The organism is Aerococcus sp. Group 1, assembly GCF_000193205.1.
Classification (GTDB): domain Bacteria; phylum Bacillota; class Bacilli; order Lactobacillales; family Aerococcaceae; genus Aerococcus; species Aerococcus urinae_A.
Genome location: NC_015278.1, coordinates 161,311 through 178,587 on the forward strand (window position 1 = coordinate 161,311; position 17,277 = coordinate 178,587).

The window sequence follows — 17,277 nt, forward strand, 5'->3', positions numbered from 1 at the left end:
TATCTGAGCATGAAAAACAAATTGAAAGACAAGTAGAGCAAGAAAGCTTTATTGATAACTACAATCCAGAAATTGACCAAATGATGGATAGGTATAAAGTCCCAAGAGAAGCAGCTGAAAACTTATTGAGGGGGAAAGAAGATTTAAAGAATCTAGATTATGAACCTAATAAGGAAAGACTAAGTTTTGCTAGAAATTATGACTTGAAAAAACATATCTACTCAGAATACCTAACACCATCAGAAAAGCTAGATAAAAATATCAAAGCTATTAAAATGCTAAAAAGACTTGAAAATGAAAACAGGAGTCCAAGAGAGTATGAACAAGCATATCTAGCTGACTATTTAGGTTGGGGTGGTCTTGCCGATGTCTTTGATGAAGAAAAAGGAGGACAATGGCTTGAAGCAAGAAATATTCTGAAAGAAAATCTAACAAATGAGGAGTATTTGAATGCTAAAGAGTCTACCTTAACATCGTTTTACACACCTAGAGAGGTAATGGATGGAATATATAAGACTCTAACAGATATGGGATTTAAGACCGGAAATATCCTTGAACCGTCTGCAGGAGTCGGTAATTTCATTGGTAATATGCCAAGTGAAATACAAGGCTCTAAAGTTTATGGAGTAGAAAAAGATAGCCTTAGTGGAAGAATAGCAAGAGAGCTTTATCCTGAAGCTAATATTCAAATTAAAGGCTTTGAAGAAACAAACTTCTCAAATAATTTCTTTGACTTGGTAATAGGAAATGTTCCCTTTGGCGATTTTAAAGTTAACGATCGTGAATATAACAGAAATAACTTTCTGATTCACGATTATTTTTTTGCGAAATCAATAGATAAGGTTAGGAATGGAGGAATCATTGCCTTTATAACCTCATCTGGAACTATGGATAAAAAAGATGAATCTGTTAGAAAATATATTAATGCAAGATGTGAGTTTTTAGGAGCTATGAGGCTTCCTAATACAATATTTAAAGGACTTGCTGGTACAGAAGTTACTTCAGATATTATTTTCTTAAAGAAGAGAGATTCAGTTATAGAAAGAGATGATGATTGGATACACCTATCAACTGATAAAAAGGGTTTGACCTATAATAAATATTTTGTAGATAATCCTCAGATGGTATTAGGGGATATGAAAGAAGTATCTGGAAGATTTGGCAATACAATTACTTGTGATGAAAAAGAAGATGAAAAGTTAAAAGATTTAATGGATCTTGCAAGTAAGGAAATATCTTCAAATTCAAAATATGAAGAGGTTGAACTATTGGAAGATGAAGAATTAAGTCTTCCAGCAACAGATGATGTTAAAAACTTTTCTTACACTATTATTGATGAAGAGGTCTACCTAAGAGAAAACTCAGTCTTAATTAAGCAGAATATGTCAGATAAAAACAAAGAAAAGATAAAAGATTATCTTGATGTAATGAATGCTTTGAAAGATGTAATAGAAAAACAAAAGGACGATTATTCAGACGCGGAAATAAAAGAATCACAAGCAAAGTTAAATGAAGTCTATGATAACTTTTCAAAGAAACATGGCTTTATTAACTCCTTATCAAACACTAGAGCCTTAAAGGAAGACTCAAACTTTCCTTTGGTTTCATCAATAGAAATACTTGATGATGAGGATAATTTCAAAGCAAAGAGCGATATATTTTCAAAAAGAACAATAACAAAGGCAAAGGTAGTAGATCATGTAGATACTTCCCTTGAAGCCTTAGTCTTATCAGTTTCACAAAAGGGATATGTAGATTTTGAATATATGGAATCTATCACAAGTAAAGATAGGGACACCTTAATTGGTGAACTTGAGGGCGAGATATTTTTAGATATTAAGGATACAGATCTAATAAATAACAGAATGCCCTTTGAAAACTTTGACAATGACGATCCATTTCATTTTTCATATGTATCGGCTGACGAGTATTTAAGTGGCAATATTAGAGAAAAGATTGGTTATCTCAATTCATATATCGGAGAAATTGAAAATGTAATAGATTTAGCACCTTCTGAAAAGAAAGACACATTATTAAACGAGTTAGGCAAACTCAAATATCAAAGAGAGAAATTACAAGAGGTTATGCCTGAAGAACTCACTGCTTCTGATATAAATGTAAGGTTAGGAGCAACATGGATACCTCAAAAAGATATAGAAGACTTTACTTTTAACCTTTTAAAAACACCAGGTTATGATAGGTGGAATATAAATGTTAGGTTCTCACCACATACGAGTGAATGGAATATTGAAGGTAAAAGTGTTGACTCAGCTAATGACCTTGCTAACATGACTTATGGTACAAGTAGAGTTAATGCCTATAAGCTAATTGAAAATGCTCTTAATCTAAAAGATACGAAGGTATTTGACCAAGTAATAAATGATGATGGTTCTAAGACTTCTGTTTTAAACAAAAAAGAAACTATGCTTGCAAGTCAAAAGCAAGAACTGATTAAAGAAGAATTTAAGAATTGGATATTTGAAGATCCTGATAGAAGATATAGGTTAGAAAAGATTTATAATGAAAAATTCAATTCAATTAGAAATAGAGAATTTGATGGATCTAACTTAACTTTTGATGGAATGAATACTGAAATCAGACTACGAGAACATCAAAAAAATGCCATAGCAAGGACTCTTTATGGTGGAAATACACTACTTGCCCATGTAGTAGGAGCAGGAAAAACTTTTGAAATGGTAGCTTCTGCTATGGAATCTAAAAAGTTGGGACTTGCAAGTAAATCATTATTTGTAGTTCCTAACCACCTAACCACTCAAATTGGTAGAGAGTTTATGCAGTTATATCCGTCAGCAAATATTATGGTGGCCGATAAAAAAGACTTTCAACCAAAAAATAGGAAAAGATTTATTGGTAGGATTGCAACGGGAGAATATGATGCAGTCATCATAGGGCACTCTCAATTTGAAAAAATACCAATGTCTAAGGAATATCAGGTAAGGCATATACAAGACCAAATAGATGATATAGTTTCCTTTATTGATGAGAACAAAAGAAATAGAGGAGAAAATTTCACAGTAAAACAACTAGAAAAGACAAAGAAGAAACTCTTGGTAAGACTTGAAAAGCTAAATGATGACTTTAAAAAAGATGATGTAATAACCTTTGAAGAGCTAGGAGTAGATAAGTTATTTATAGATGAAGCTCATAATTACAAAAACTTATTCTTGCATACCAAGATGAGAAATGTTGCGGGTATTGGTCAGAGTGAAGCCTTTAAGTCTTCGGATATGTATATGAAATGTAGGTATATGGACGAAATGACAGATGGAAAGGGAGTTGTTTTTGCTACTGGTACACCAATATCAAATTCAATGACAGAGCTTTATACCATGCAAAGATACCTTCAGTATGATGATTTAAAGGCAAGAGGATTAGAACATTTTGACGCTTGGGCTTCTACTTTTGGAGAAACAGAAAACACTTTTGAATTATCTCCAGAAGGCACTGGATATAGGCAAAAGACAAGATTTTCAAAGTTCTATAACTTGCCAGAGTTGATGAGCATGTTTAAAGAAGTAGCAGATATAAAGACCTCAGATATGTTAAATTTGCCAGTGCCAGAAGCAAATTTTGAAGTTATTAAAACAAAACCTACTGAGGAACAAAAAGAAATATTAGAAGCTATTTCAGAAAGAGCAGATGCAGTTAGAAATAATCAAGTCGAGCCAACAGAAGATAATATGCTAAAGATTACAAATGATGGTAAAAAACTTGCCCTTGACCAAAGATTAATAAATCCACTACTTCCAGATGATCCTAATTCAAAGGTTAATGTATGTGTTAAAAATATCTTTTCGATCTGGGATAAGACAAAAGAAAATTCATCGACCCAATTAGTGTTTTCGGATATGTCCACACCAAAAGGAGATGGAGAATTTAATATCTATGATGATATTAGAAATAAGCTAGTGAATATGGGAATACCTAAAGAAGAAATAGCCTTTATCCACGAAGCAGATACAGACAAACAAAAAGATGAATTATTCTCTAAGGTACGAAGAGGAGAAGTAAGAGTATTATTAGGATCTACTCAAAAAATGGGAGCAGGTACAAATGTACAGAACAAATTAATAGCCTTACACGATTTAGACGTCCCATGGAGACCGTCTGACCTAGAGCAAAGAAGTGGTAGAATTGTTCGTCAGGGTAATGAAAATGATAAAGTTAATATCTTTAGATATGTAACAGAAAATACCTTTGATGCCTATTTGTGGGTGCGACATGAAGTCGCTTAATTTAACTGTTTGGCATAATGACCAAACCAACTATTCCGTTAGTTGAGCCAAGTATCGACTGCACTTAGGTGTGGTAAGCCGATATTAAAGTAGCCCTACTTGAGGTTGAACCGTGAGGGAATACCGAAACTGCCAGCAACAAGGCGGTTAGGGAGCGAGGCTTGATAATATGGCTAACATATGTGAACTACTGATAAATGTCGTTAAGGTGAACAGGCTAAAGTTGCTGATAAGCCTGAACCAAAATGGTGTGTAGTCGGATAATCCTTTCCATAGTGGGATTACACGGACAAGAAGACTACCGGCAGAGAGGTAGAGCCTAAGTTATCAATGTTAATTAAGTGGAACATGGTAAGCCTGTACCGTTGCCAAAAGGCAAGGCAAATCGTAAGAAATGCTGATAATGGTGCAGGTAAAGGATAATGGAAAAAGCGAATGCCATCTTGTAATGAGATGGATAGGGGTTCAAAATTTGCCCTAACTCGAAAGAGTGCAGACTTCCATTTGGTTTTTAATCACAAGAGAACTTGTAGAATTTTTGAAAGGAGAAAGCAAATGAACAGTAAAATGTGTGCTACTACTAACAGAGCTAAAGACTGGGAAAGTATAGATTTTTCAGTAGCAGAAAGCTATGTTAAAAAACTACAAATGCGTATTGTGAAAGCGTGGAAAATGAGTAAATATGGAAAGGTAAAATCTTTACAGCATTTACTAACAACTTCATTTTATGCAAAAGCCTTGGCTATTAAGAGGGTAACTGAAAACCAAGGCAAGAAAACAAGTGGTGTTGACGGCGTACTATGGCTAACACCACAGGCAAAGTATAATGCAATAGGAAAGTTAAACTTAAGAGGATATAAACCTAAACCTCTTAAAAGAGTGTATATACCAAAGAAAAATGGTAAGAAAAGACCTCTTAGCATTCCTACAATGACAGACAGAGCAATGCAAACACTATATAAATTTGCACTTGAACCCATAGCAGAAACTACTGCTGACCCTAATTCTTATGGATTTAGGGCAAAAAGATGTACACAAGATGCTATCGAGCAGTGTTTTACATCACTTAATAAAAAGAAATCTGCAAAATGGGTACTTGAGGGAGATATAAAAGGTTGTTTTGATAATATAAGTCATGAATGGATATTAAATAATATCCCAATGAACAAGAAATTATTAAAACTCTGGCTTGAGTGTGGATATATAGAAAAACAAAAACTATTTACAACAGAAACAGGAAGTCCCCAAGGCTCGCCAATATCACCTATTATTTCCAATATGGTATTAGATGGTTTAGAAAAAGCAATCAAAGAGAAATACCATAGAAGAACAGTAAATAAGAAAACATATTTCCCAAAGGTTAACTTTGTTAGATATGCAGATGATTTCATCGTTACAGGGGAAAGTGCAGAATTGCTTGAAAATGGTGTAAAGCCAATCATTGTAAAATTCTTGGCTGAAAGAGGTTTAGAATTATCAGAGGAAAAGACACTCATAACACACATAAATGACGGTTTTGATTTTCTTGGAGTTAATATTAGGATGTATAAAGATAAGTTGCTTACAAAACCATCTGATAAGAACTTCAAGGCTATTGTCGATAAAATCAGACGAATCATAAAAGATAATCCGTCAATGAAACAAGAAATTTTGATCAGAAAATTAAATCCAATCATTATAGGTTGGGTAAACTATCAGAAATATAATGTTTCATCTAAAGCCTTTGAAAAACTTGATTATGAAATATATAAAAGCTTGTGGACCTGGTGCGTTCGTAGACACCCAAAGAAAGGTAGAAAATGGATAGCTAAGAAATACTTCCATACCATTGGAAATAGAACCTGGACTTTCAGTGTAGCAACTGGTGATAGAATGGAAAATGGCGAGAAATACTATCTTCGTCTTAAATATGCTACAGACACTGATATTAAAAGATTTACCAAGATACAAGCTGAAGCAAATCCATTTGATGAAAATTGGCAAATATACTTTGAAGAAAGAGAAGAGTTAAAAATACGAAACGAACTTAAAGGACGTACAGTTATAAATAGATTGTATAAAACGCAAAATGGAATATGCCCTGTTTGTGGAGAGAAAATAACTATAGATACAGACTTTAGAGTACATCAAACAATTAAAAATAACATTACCCTTAAAACTTTAGTACACCCTTGGTGTCATAGAAAATTGCATATAAATGATTAAGAAAACACGCTGGCTCTTTAATTAGGGCTTATAAAAACTTGAGCCGTGTGAGGGGAAACTCTCATGCACGGTTCTTAGAGGGGAAAGGGATAGTAATATCCTCGACCTACTCGACCAGACAATAGAGAATAAGCAAAAATTCATATCTCAAATTATGACAAGCAAGACGCCTGTGCGTGTTGCTGAAGATGTTGATGAAGCAAGTCTATCTTATTCAGAAATTAAGGCTTTAGCTACTGGTAATCCTCTAATTAAAGAAAAGATGGATTTAGATAACGAAGTTACAAAGCTAAAAATGCTGGAAGCAAACTACAAGTATAATAAATATAAGCTCGAAGATAAGGTAAATAAAATTTATCCTCAAAGTATTTTAAAAACTGAAATGGAAATAGAAGAAGTTAAAGAAGATATTGCAAATGTTGAGAAATTAGGAGAAGGAGATAGCAAATTTACTTCAATAAGTCTTGGTGCAAATAAAATTTTAGATAAGAAAGAAGCTGGAGATAAGCTATTAGAAGAAATAAAAAAGTAAAGATAAATGATAGCAAGGTTATTGGAAATTATAGGAATTTAGACTTACAAGTTTCATATAACTTTATGACTAATACTCACACCTTTAAACTTCTAGGAAAAGCAGAATACTTCGGAGAGTTTTCAAACTCTACTGATGGTAATATAACAAGGCTTGATAATGCCATTGAAAAAATGCCTTCAAGGCTTGAAAGATTAAATCAAAACCTCGAAAACTATAAAGAATCTTTAGAAAATGCCAAAGTAGAATTGACAAAACCATTTGAAAAAGCAGATGAGTTAAGGGATAAGACGCTAAGATTAGCTGAGATTAATAAACTTTTAGATATGGGAGAAGTAGAAGAGTTAGAAAACCAATCACCACTATTAGAAGATTTAAAGAGGGCGATAGTTGATTATTCTAACTATGAGTTTTCAGAATCTAATAGCTATGAAGACTTTGACAAACTATATCCCGATTTAAGCCATATAGGACTTGCCTATACAGAGACACCAGATGGTAAGCACTCTATTCAATATGAGGTAAATTTGGAAGAAAAAACATGGACTCAGTATGTAGATGATGTAGCTATTAGAACAGAATCTTTTGTAGATGAAGATATATCTAATTCACAAGCTCTTAAAGATATGACTGAAGCCATAAAGATGTCAAGTTTTGATGATCTGGTATCAGTAGATGAAGAAGATTTGAAACAAGCTTTAGGCTTAGAAATAGATGATGATGGAAACTTCTATGATCCACTTGCAAAAGATCTTGATAATGACGGGATACCAGATAGGTATGACAATGATTTTAAAGATAGTGATTACTTTGAATCAACTTATGATGTAGAAGATAATCTTAACGCAAGGGAAGAGAAGCCATCAATATTAGGACAAATATCAAAATTCAAATCAGAAGAAGAAAAAGATAAAAACCAAGAAAAAAGTGAAAAAGGACAAGAACGATAGAGGAGAGCGAAAGGCTCTCCTTATTCATTACAAGGAGGAAAATATGGAATACAAAGATATTAGAGAAAACTTAGAAGAAATGATTAATGATAATTACAAAGATTTTATAAAAGCACTTGTGAGTATAGAAAAGGGTGTTAATGATGAAAAGGCACTTGAAGAAGTCTATGTTTTATATATGAACAATGATACAACAGGTCTACTAAGCGATGACTTTGATTATATGATTGATGATATGAAAGAACAAGGTAAGATTGTTGAAAATACCAATGAACTTGAAGAAAAAGATAATCTTATAAATCTCGTGGGTAATATATCAGGTCAAGTAGAAAATCTTGAAAGAGAAAACGCTAATGGAGAAAAGTTCAAAGTAAGTAATTTTTCAATTGTTTCAAAAGATGACAATGGAAATAAAGTTTATACCAATTGTTCAGCCTATGGAGATAAGACAAAAGATTTAGAGAACCTTAAACAAGGCGATTTTGTTAAAATCTTCGGACAAGTAAAAACAAGCATTGATAACAACGGAAAGGAACATAAAAATGTTCGTATTTTGTCTTCTAAGCTCTTAAAAGCAAAAGAACAAGTAAAGAGTCAAGACAAGGATAAAAAGTCCATATTAGGGCAAATAAAAAGCTTTAAGATAGATGACAAAACTAAGTCAACTAAGAAAGACCATAGCAAAGGTGCAGAAAGATAAATATCGGCAGTCTTCGGACTGCCTTTATTTTTTGGTTTTTATTACAATGAAGCGAGGCATTGAAAATGAACAATAATTCATGATACAATAAAGTATATATTAAATTCGAGAAAGTGTAAAAATAATATAGGTGAATTAAATGAATAGATTAAATGAAATAGAAAAGAAATATATAATAAACCTTATAGAAAATGGAGAGCAAATACCAGAAGATTATAAATATATGCTATTTCCAAATCTTCAAGAAGAATATGAATTAACATATGCAGGGAAAATGAGAAAAGAAGATATCCTTGCTGGTGAAGATGGAACATTCCCTGTACCACTACAAATAGATCGCATATTTAATGGTGATGAACATCCAGCTTTTGAAGATGGATGGAGGAATATGATAGTATTTGGAGATAATCTTCAGTTTTTAAAAACAATAAACGAAAATAAAGATCCGTTAATAAAAGACAAAGTTAAAGGAAAAGTAAAACTTATTTATATAGATCCACCTTTTGCTACACAAGATGAATTTGAAAATAAAGAAGGAGCAAAAGCTTATAGTGATAAGAAAAAAGGGTCTGAGTTTCTTGAATTTATAAGAAGGAGACTTATTTTAGCCAAGGAAATACTATCTGATGATGGTTCAATATATGTTCATTTGGATGAAAAGATGGTTGATTATATAAAAACTATTATGGATGAAATTTTCGGCAAAAATAATTATAAAAGACAAATAATATGGTTTACAAAAACATCTTCAGGATATAAAACAAAAGCAGAAAACTGGATTAGAGGTCATGACGTAATTTTATACTATTCAAAATCAGACAATCCCATATTCAATAAACAATATATTTTAGATTATAAAAAAGAGTATTTGGCACGATTTAAAAAAATAGATGATAATGGGAGAAAGTATAGAGATGATAGAAGTAACGGTGAGAGACAATATTTAGATGAATTGAAAGGTATTGCTATAAATGATGTTTGGGATGATATAATGTCTTTTCAACAAGCTGCAACATCAAAAGAGATAACAGGATATCCAACTCAAAAGCCAGAAGAATTATTATCACGAATAATAAAAGCTTCCACCAACGAAGGAGATCTTATTATGGATTTTTTCGGAGGATCAGGAACAAGTATGGCTGTGGCAGAGAAACTTGGAAGACGTTGGATAACATGCGATTTAGGGAAACTAGCTTTTCTTACCATGCAAAAGAGAATTCTACAGATTCAAGACACGTTGAAGCAGCAATTCTGATGACGTATTGTGGTTTGGACAAGGAATAATAGGAGTCAACCACAACATGTAGTGGTTTGAGTACGAAAATTGGGTCAAAAACAGGCTAAAAAATACCGTTTTTTGACCCTTTTAAATAGGGCATTTGACAGATGACATTTGATGTTTCGGGATTAAAAATCCATAGGGTGAGGTAGATTAGCACAGAACTTTATTGAATAGAGAAATTAAAAGTTATATAATCAGTTGCATAAGGAGGAGTTAAATATGTGTACATGTATTGCAGTAGTAGATATTACTTTATCTCATTTATAATGAAAAAATTAAAGGAGGTAAAGGTATGGGTATGTTTTCTATATTTGTTATTGAGAGATTTCATTATCAACCAAACCAAAAATAATTGGTTATAATGAGCTCTTAAGATTAGTTCATTATAACCGGCAAGGAGAAGGTTATAATGAAACAGAAAAACCCGAAAAATACGCAAAATTTCATTACATCTAAAAAGCATGTAAAGGAAATATTAAAATATACGAATATCAATAAACAAGATAAAATAATAGAAATTGGGTCAGGAAAAGGACATTTTACCAAGGAACTTGTGGAAATGAGTCAACGGGTGAATGCTATAGAGATTGATGAAGGTTTATGTCATGCCACGAAAAAAGCAGTTGAACCTTTTCAGAATATAAAAGTTATTCATGAGGATATTTTGAAGTTTAGCTTTCCTAAAAATACAGACTATAAAATATTTGGTAATATTCCCTACAATATTAGTACTGATATTGTAAAAAAGATTGCTTTTGATAGTCAAGCGAAATATAGCTACCTTATTGTAGAGAGGGGATTTGCTAAAAGGTTGCAAAATACCCAACGAGCTTTAGGTTTGCTGTTAATGGTGGAAATGGATATAAAAATTCTTAAAAAAGTGCCACGAGCATATTTTCACCCTAAGCCTAATGTAGATTCTGTATTGATTGTACTTGAAAGGCATAAACCATTTATTTTAAAGAAGGACTACAAAAAGTATAGATTTTTCGTTTATAAATGGGTAAACAGGGAATATCATGTTCTTTTTACTAAAAATCAATTAAGACAGGTGCTGAAGCATGCGAATGTTACTGATCTTGATAAATTATCCAATGAACAATTTTTGTCTGTTTTCAATAGTTACAAATTATTTCAATAAATTAAAAATAATTAAGCGTTCTCTAACTTTAAGAGAACGCTTAATCTTATTACATTGAAAAATGCATTCTATTATTTTCAATTATTATGATATAACATAACTATCATTTTACTTATTTGCATATTTGCACGAAAATATAGTTATCGACGACTATTCTGATAATAGCAACTAATATAGTCAATGATAACTCAAAATTTATTGATATAGTAGGTATATGTGCAACTAATTAGGGAAGATTTTAGCTTGCCATTTCTGAAACAGCTAAAACAAGTATTGCGTAAAGAATGCGCCAGTCTTCCCATGGACTTAAAATGCTTGCTTGGGGCACACATAAAACCCCTTGAACAATCGATTGACAGAGTTGAAGGACTGTCGGAGATTCTAAGACGAAGTAATCCTAAAATGGCCCTATGCCATACAGATATTCATAATTGGAACTTGATGCAACGGGATGAGCAGTTAGTTCTAATTGACTGGGAAGGCTTGAAATTGGCTCCAGTAAAAGCTGATCTCATGTTTTTTGTTGATAAGCCATATTATGATGTATTTATGAACATATACCTGAAATTACACAAAGATTTTTTAATCAATACGGATGCTTTGTTATTCTATCATATTAGACGTAAACTAGAAGATATATGGGAGTTTATTGAACAACTTTTATATGACAATCAAGAGGATAAGGAAAGAAATGAAACTATAAAAGTTCTTGATGGTGAACTGAATAACTTAGTGTTTTGAAAAAAGAATAACGTATTATTAAGCTAAATAATATTGGAGAAGAAAATGAATAAACAAGAATTATATCAAATTGCTTTCAGTATAATTAATCATAAAAAGTTACGGAACTTTGGAACTTCAGGGCATGTGGAGAGCGTGGTATTGATGTCAAGAAAATAGTGTGAATTAGGAGGAAATATTATGGCGATTGCAAACATTAAAGTCACGTTATTGTGTCCCATTGAAGAAGTATGGAATAAGATAACCAATCTTCATGATTTTTCATGGAGAAGTGATTTGCAGAATGTTAAAATTATAGACGAAAATAATTTTGTAGAGATTAGTAAAAATGGAATTGAAACACATTTTAAAGTTACAGATTTTTTGAAATACAAGTGCTGGGCTTTCAAAATAGAAAATGAAAATATTGTTGGAAGCTGGGTTGGAAAATTTTATTCCCATGGAAATAAAACAACTTTGGATTTTACCGAAGATATAGTTTCTAAAAATTTCATTTTTAAACCATTTATAGGCTCTTATATTCGTAAGCAGCAGAGACGTTACTTTAAAGATTTAAAGAAAGAACTTAATTGCGAGGAAGCTAGTTTTATTCAAAAATTATAAATATATATTAGTAAAAAATAGTACCCGACACGCCTCTTAGTATAATGCGGACCAAGTCGGGTCTTTTGATTGCATAAAATTAGCCCCACCACTATGGTAAGGTCTTGTGCATTAAGTATTATATCGTAAAGATAAAAATATATAACAATAAATGACCAAATACTTGAATAGGAATAGGACAAGTACTTGAATGAATTACGGTCAAACACACGAACACAAAATGGACAAATGCTTGAATAAATGATAAAATTTACTTAAGTAATGAGTATGGAGGTAATCATGAAAGAATATTTACCCAGAATTGCAGATATATTGTTAAAGGAACGATTAGACGCAAAGGGAGCGGTTTTAATTGAAGGTCCTAAATGGTGTGGAAAGACTACAACAGCTAAACAAAAGGCTAAAAGTTTAATATCTATGGACCAACCTGATATGACTAGACAGTATCAGCAAATGGCAGAGATTTCTCCTAATACTTTGCTAGAAGGAGAAACGCCAAGACTAATTGATGAGTGGCAAATTGCACCTAATTTATGGAATGCTGTGCGCTATGAGGTTGATAATAGGGATGAATTTGGTCAATTTATTTTGACAGGTTCAGCAGTACCCAATGAATTTGATGATTCTATGCATACAGGTACAGGAAGAATTTCTAGGCTTTTAATGAGACCTATGAGTTTATATGAATCAAAAGATTCCAGCGGTGAAATATCTCTAAAAGATTTATTTGAAGGTAAAAATATCTCAGCCATTGATGAAACGGGTCTTGAAGAAGTTGCTTTTCTAATTTGTAGAGGTGGATGGCCAAAAGCAATTGGATTAGATGAGAAACCAGCATTATTCCAAGCTATAGATTATTTTGATGCAATTGTATCTACTGATATTAGTAGAGTGGATTCAGTAAAGAGAGACAAAGAAAAGGCTAAAAGATTACTTAAATCCTATGCAAGACATGTAGGTACGCAAAGTTCGTTAGAAGCGATTAGGCAAGATATGTTAGTAAATCAGTCAGATACATTTGATCAGGTAACACTTTATTCTTACCTGGATGCTTTAAGAAAATATTTGTTATAGAGGATTCTCCAGCATGGAATCCAAACTTAAGGTCAAAAACATCAATACGAACAACGGATACCAGATACTTTTCAGATCCATCTATTGCAACGGCATCATTGGGTGTAGGCCCTAAGGATTTATTAGATGATTTAAATACAATGGGGTTTTTATTTGAAAACTTGTGCATTCGTGACTTAAGAATTTATACAGATTACTTAAATGGAACGGTTTACCATTATAGAGATAAGCATGGATTAGAATGTGATGCAGTGATTCATTTAAGAAATGGTGCTTATGGACTTATTGAAATTAAACTTGGTGGAGATAAGTTAATTGAGGAAGGTGCTGAAACTTTAAAAGATTTAGCATCTAAAATAGATACAAAAAACATGTCCAAACCCTCATTTATGGTGGTATTATGTGCCAAAGCACCTTTTGCTTATAAAAGAGATGATGATGTTTACGTAATACCTATTACGGCTTTAAGACCTTAATAGTATTAGCATTTATTAACATATTTACCCATACGAGGCTTTTGAAAAATATTAGATTTTGTACATACTGACCACTCAAGCCAGCAAGAGCTTAGAAGATAAATCAAAAATATATAGTAAACCAGCAAAGTCTTTCATAACTTGTAAACTTGGAATGTATGATTTAGGAACTACATTAAATCTTGAATGGGATAAATATAAAGATTTTGTATCTCAACTTTTTGAATATGATACTAAAGAAATAAAATCTTCAGGAGTAAAATTTGACGGAGAAAAAAGAGGATTTCCAGTAAAAGTTTTTAATTATATTGAACATAAAGAGTCGGCTGTAGACTATAATTATATAAATGAACTTCACAAGAATATAAAATCTAAGAGATATAGTAGAGTATATATTGTTGCTCCTGCAACAAGAGTGGATTTTATTGCAGACTATGAAGAACTAGATGATACAAGATATTACTTTCTAAAAGTTCCGTATGAAATGATAGAAGAACTTCATAAAACACCATTCACAAAGTCTAGACAGCCAAGAAGTAAAGATGATGTAAATGATATAGAAGAAATGAAGGGATTTCAATTTATATATACACCAGACAGGGTATAGGTAATTTACTATTGAATGCTATGATTCAAGAATTACAATGTAAAGGAATCAAAGAGTTTTGTATGGATAGTGGATATTCCAATGCACAGAAAATATGGAGAAAAAGGTTTGGTGAACCTGAATATTTCCTAGAGAATTATTGGGCAGAGGGTCAACATCATCTAATCTGGAAAATTAAGATTTGAATATATCATGTAAAGATGAATTCCTATAAAAATCTCTACGAGTTATTAGTAATATGACAAGTTAAATGCGTTAAGGGATCAAATCTTCCTTGACAAATATAATAAAAACAAATATTATAATATGTAGTATTAATTAAAGGAGTTTTATCATATGAGGCATAGTATTTTTAAATAACTATTAATAAAATAGAACAAGTACATTTTCCATACTAGTTAATATTTGTATGGCTTGTTAATTGTACTTTTATTTAAAAATATTCTCATAATAATAAATTTATATTTTTATGTATTATAAGGCATTGACCAGATTAAAGATATAGCACGATTATGCTATATCGAATTGTATATGTCATATTTACTTTAAGCAGTTATATAAAAAATAAGTTCCCCTGTGAAGAGAGTATTTTATCACAGGGGATTTTTTATATAATTATGGAGGTATAAAATGAAAATTATTAATATAGGAATATTAGCACATGTTGATGCAGGTAAAACAACTGTTACAGAAGGTTTATTATATAAAAGTGGGGCGATTAATAAAATTGGAAGAGTTGATAATGCTACAACGACAACGGATTCGATGGAACTTGAAAGAGATAGGGGAATAACTATACGGGCGTCTACAGTTTCATTTAATTACAATGATACAAAGGTAAATATCATAGATACACCTGGGCACATGGATTTCATAGCCGAAGTTGAGCGAACTCTGAAAGTGTTAGATGGAGCTATTTTAGTAATTTCAGCAAAAGAAGGAATTCAAGTCCAAACTAAAGTGATTTTTAATACTTTAGTGAAATTAAATATACCAACACTTATATTTGTGAATAAAATAGATCGAAAGGGAGTATGTTTGGATGAGATATACACTCAAATACAGGAGAAATTAACTTCTAATCTTGCAATAATGCAATCAGTTAAAATAAAAGATAAAGGTGATTTTGAATTGACAAATGTAAGGGATGATAAAGTAATTCAAAGTCAAATAATAGAGAAGTTACTGGATATAAATGATTATCTAGCAGAAAAATATATAAATGGCGATGTCATTGCAGAAAAAGAATATAATGATGTATTTTTGGATGAGATTAATAACTGCAATCTTTATCCTGTATTTCATGGTTCGGCTTTAAAAAATATTGGAATTGACGAGCTATTATTTGCCATTACTAAATATCTTCCTACCAAGAGCTATAATACTGAAGACCTTTTATCAGCGTATGTTTATAAGATTGATAGGGATGAAAAATCTAGAAAGATGACTTTCTTAAGAGTATTCAGTGGGAATATAAGGACACGTCAAGATGTTTATATAAATGGCACAGAAGAAACTTTCAAGATAAAAAGTCTGGAATCAATTATGAATGGTGAAATTGTGAAGGTAGATCAGGTTAATAGTGGGGATATTGCTATTATTTCTAATGCTAATTCTCTGAAGATAGGTGATTATATTGGTAAGAAATATGACGGGATTTTAGATATAAAGATAGCCCAACCGGCATTGAGAGCATCAATTAAACCTTGTGATTTAAGCAAAAGAAGCAAACTGATAGAAGCACTATTTGAATTAACTGAAGAAGACCCATTTCTCGATTGTGAAATTAACGGAGATACTGGAGAAATCATATTGAAGCTATTTGGAAATATTCAAATGGAAGTAATAGAATCACTACTTAAAAGCCGATACAAAATAGATGCTAGATTTGGTGAATTGAAAACAATATATAAAGAACGACCTAAGAGAAACTCTAAAGCAGTAATCCATATAGAGGTTCCACCAAATCCTTATTGGGCATCTATTGGACTGTCAATAGAACCACTACCAATAGGGTCAGGATTATTATATAAGACAGAGGTGTCCTATGGATATTTAAATAATTCATTTCAAAATGCAGTAAAAGATGCTGTAGAGAAGGCTTGTAAAGAAGGGCTTTATGGATGGGAAGTTACAGACTTAAAGGTAACTTTTGACTACGGATTATACTATAGCCCGGTAAGTACCCCCTCTGACTTTAGGAATTTAACACCATATGTATTTTGGGAAGCTCTTCGAAAAGCAGGAACTGAAATATTAGAACCTTATTTAAAATATACAGTTCAAGTTCCAAATGATTTCTGCGGAAGGGTTATGAGTGATCTTAGAAAGATGAGGGCTTCTATTGAAGATATAATAGCCAAGGGAGAGGAGACAACTTTAAGTGGAAAGATACCTGTTGATACATCGAAGTCCTATCAGTCAGAATTACTTTCTTATTCAAATGGAAAGGGTATATTTATTACTGAGCCTTATGGGTATGATATATATAATGATAAGCCTATAATTAATGATATTGGGAACGACAATAATGATAGCAACAAGGAAGGGTTAAGATATTTATTTCAAAAACAGGATGAAAATTGAGGCCTAAATATAAAATTTAAAATAGAATCGAGAAATCATAGTTTTAAAATAGTTGATGAGGGAGCATACCTGTATCAATTAGAAAACTTGAATGGTAGTACATTACTAAAAAAATGAAATTGGT

Annotated in this window: 11 protein-coding genes and 2 pseudogenes; all 13 read left to right on the forward strand. The window is 31.9% G+C overall.

The genetic code is table 11. From position 1 onward, the window contains the following. Positions 1–230 precede the first annotated feature (230 nt). A pseudogene (locus HMPREF9243_RS10980) lies at positions 231–4,256 on the forward strand (helicase-related protein); the annotation flags it as partial. A 555-nt stretch (positions 4,257–4,811) separates the two neighbouring features. Then, entirely contained in the window at positions 4,812–6,461 is a 1,650-nt protein-coding gene (ltrA, locus tag HMPREF9243_RS00755) for a group II intron reverse transcriptase/maturase (RefSeq protein ID WP_013669457.1), read from the forward strand. A 115-nt stretch (positions 6,462–6,576) separates the two neighbouring features. After that, positions 6,577–7,943, forward strand: a pseudogene (locus tag HMPREF9243_RS00760) (helicase); the annotation flags it as partial. A gap of 43 nt (positions 7,944–7,986) precedes the next feature. Next, positions 7,987–8,643 (forward strand): hypothetical protein, encoded by a 657-nt coding sequence (locus HMPREF9243_RS00765; protein WP_013670042.1) that lies wholly within the window; start codon positions 7,987–7,989, stop codon positions 8,641–8,643. A 139-nt stretch (positions 8,644–8,782) separates the two neighbouring features. Further along, positions 8,783–9,898, forward strand: a complete 1,116-nt coding sequence (locus tag HMPREF9243_RS00770; protein WP_013669693.1) for a site-specific DNA-methyltransferase — start codon at positions 8,783–8,785, stop codon at positions 9,896–9,898. A 325-nt stretch (positions 9,899–10,223) separates the two neighbouring features. Then, entirely contained in the window at positions 10,224–10,277 is a 54-nt protein-coding gene (locus HMPREF9243_RS10985) for an erythromycin resistance leader peptide (RefSeq protein WP_201275882.1), read from the forward strand. A 57-nt stretch (positions 10,278–10,334) separates the two neighbouring features. Then, a complete protein-coding gene (erm(A), locus tag HMPREF9243_RS00775; protein ID WP_000810833.1) occupies positions 10,335–11,066 on the forward strand; it encodes a 23S rRNA (adenine(2058)-N(6))-methyltransferase Erm(A) in 732 nt (243 codons plus the stop codon). Between the two features lie 216 nt (positions 11,067–11,282). Continuing rightward, a complete protein-coding gene (locus HMPREF9243_RS00780) occupies positions 11,283–11,807 on the forward strand; it encodes a phosphotransferase (RefSeq protein WP_001176020.1) in 525 nt (174 codons plus the stop codon). 180 nt (positions 11,808–11,987) lie between these two features. Further along, positions 11,988–12,410 carry a polyketide cyclase gene (locus tag HMPREF9243_RS00785; protein ID WP_013669301.1) on the forward strand — a complete coding sequence of 141 codons (423 nt, stop codon included), beginning with the start codon at positions 11,988–11,990 and terminating at the stop codon, positions 12,408–12,410. Between the two features lie 279 nt (positions 12,411–12,689). After that, a complete protein-coding gene (locus HMPREF9243_RS10650) occupies positions 12,690–13,484 on the forward strand; it encodes an ATP-binding protein (protein ID WP_231286954.1) in 795 nt (264 codons plus the stop codon). Continuing rightward, positions 13,481–13,960 carry a DUF4143 domain-containing protein gene (locus HMPREF9243_RS10655; RefSeq protein WP_395994321.1) on the forward strand — a complete coding sequence of 160 codons (480 nt, stop codon included), beginning with the start codon at positions 13,481–13,483 and terminating at the stop codon, positions 13,958–13,960. The genes HMPREF9243_RS10650 and HMPREF9243_RS10655 overlap by 4 nt, the downstream gene beginning before the upstream one ends. Positions 13,961–14,018: 58 nt before the next feature. After that, the gene (locus HMPREF9243_RS09685; protein ID WP_049776702.1) at positions 14,019–14,567 is read left to right on the forward strand and encodes a hypothetical protein; all 549 of its coding nucleotides are present in this window, start codon (positions 14,019–14,021) and stop codon (positions 14,565–14,567) included. Positions 14,568–15,197: 630 nt separating this feature from the next. Then, the gene (gene tet(T), locus HMPREF9243_RS00800) at positions 15,198–17,153 is read left to right on the forward strand and encodes a tetracycline resistance ribosomal protection protein Tet(T) (protein ID WP_013668947.1); all 1,956 of its coding nucleotides are present in this window, start codon (positions 15,198–15,200) and stop codon (positions 17,151–17,153) included. Positions 17,154–17,277: the final 124 nt, after the last annotated feature.

Coding starts and splice junctions, on each gene's coding strand:
- HMPREF9243_RS10650 (WP_231286954.1), top strand. CDS start 12,690: ATGAAAGAATATTTACCCAGAATTGCAGATATATTGTTAAAGGAACGA.
- ltrA (WP_013669457.1), top strand. CDS start 4,812: ATGAACAGTAAAATGTGTGCTACTACTAACAGAGCTAAAGACTGGGAA.
- HMPREF9243_RS00785 (WP_013669301.1), top strand. CDS start 11,988: ATGGCGATTGCAAACATTAAAGTCACGTTATTGTGTCCCATTGAAGAA.
- HMPREF9243_RS00765 (WP_013670042.1), top strand. CDS start 7,987: ATGGAATACAAAGATATTAGAGAAAACTTAGAAGAAATGATTAATGAT.
- HMPREF9243_RS00770 (WP_013669693.1), top strand. CDS start 8,783: ATGAATAGATTAAATGAAATAGAAAAGAAATATATAATAAACCTTATA.